This window comes from Flavobacterium sp. GCM10023249 (genome assembly GCF_042653365.1).
In the GTDB taxonomy this organism is placed as follows: Bacteria; Bacteroidota; Bacteroidia; order Flavobacteriales; family Flavobacteriaceae; genus Flavobacterium.
This window is the reverse complement of record NZ_JBHSHZ010000001.1, coordinates 1-1,019: the sequence shown is the minus strand read 5'-3', so window position 1 is coordinate 1,019 and position 1,019 is coordinate 1. Positions and strand designations below refer to the sequence as shown.

Sequence of the window (1,019 nt, the reverse complement as noted above, 5' to 3'; positions counted from 1 at the left end):
GCATCATAAACACCGGTGTAACCATTCACAGTTATGTTCGCATCGGCTTTGTTAATCACTATGGATACATCACCCGATTCGTCTTCATAATTCGGATTCGAGAACGTCCAATGTGCCGTTCCGCCGGGAACATCAGTAAACGAAGCTCCTAAATCCAATCCGGTTAAAGCCACTCCGCCTACACCCGTTGCTGAGCCCGAAGCACCATGTGCCTGAGCATCATAAACACCGGTGTAACCATTCACAGTTACATTCGCATCGGCTTTGTTAATCACTATTGCTACATCACCCGATTCGTCTTCATAGTTCGGATTCGAGAACGTCCAATGTGCCGTTCCGCCGGGAACATCAGTAAACGAAGCTCCTAAATCCAATCCGGTTAAAACCACTCCGCCTACACCCGTTGCTGAGCCCGAAGCACCATGCGCCTGAGCATCATAAACACCAGTGTAACCATTCACAGTTATATTCGCATCGGCTTTGTTAATCACTATGGATACATCGCCCGATTCGTCTTCATAATTCGGATTCGAGAACGTCCAATGTGCCGTTCCGCCGGGAACATCAGTAAACGAAGCTCCTAAATCCAATCCGGTTAAAACCACTCCGCCTACGCCAATTGCTGAGCCCGAAGCACCATGCGCCTGAGCATCATAAATACCAGTGTAACCATTCACAGTTATGTTCGCATCGGCTTTGTTAATCACTATGGATACATCGCCCGATTCGTCTTCATAATTCGGATTCGAGAACGTCCAATGTGCCGTTCCGCCGGGAACATCAGTAAACGAAGCTCCCAAATCCAATCCGGTTAAAGCCACTCCGCCTACACCCGTTGCTGAGCCAGAAGCACCATGCGCCTGAGCATCATAAATACCAGTATAACCATTCACAGTTATGTTCGCATCGGCTTTGTTAATCATTATGGATACATCGCCCGATTCGTCTTCATAATTCGGATTCGAGAACGTCCAATGTGCCGTTCCGCCGGGAACATCAGTAAACGAAGCTCCTAAATC

General features: G+C 48.1%; 1 protein-coding gene. It reads right to left on the bottom strand.

The window, feature by feature from the left end; translation table 11 throughout:
• On the bottom strand, positions 1 to 1,019 hold a 1,019-nt coding region (locus ACFO7M_RS00005), incomplete at both ends, for a hypothetical protein (protein WP_379733251.1).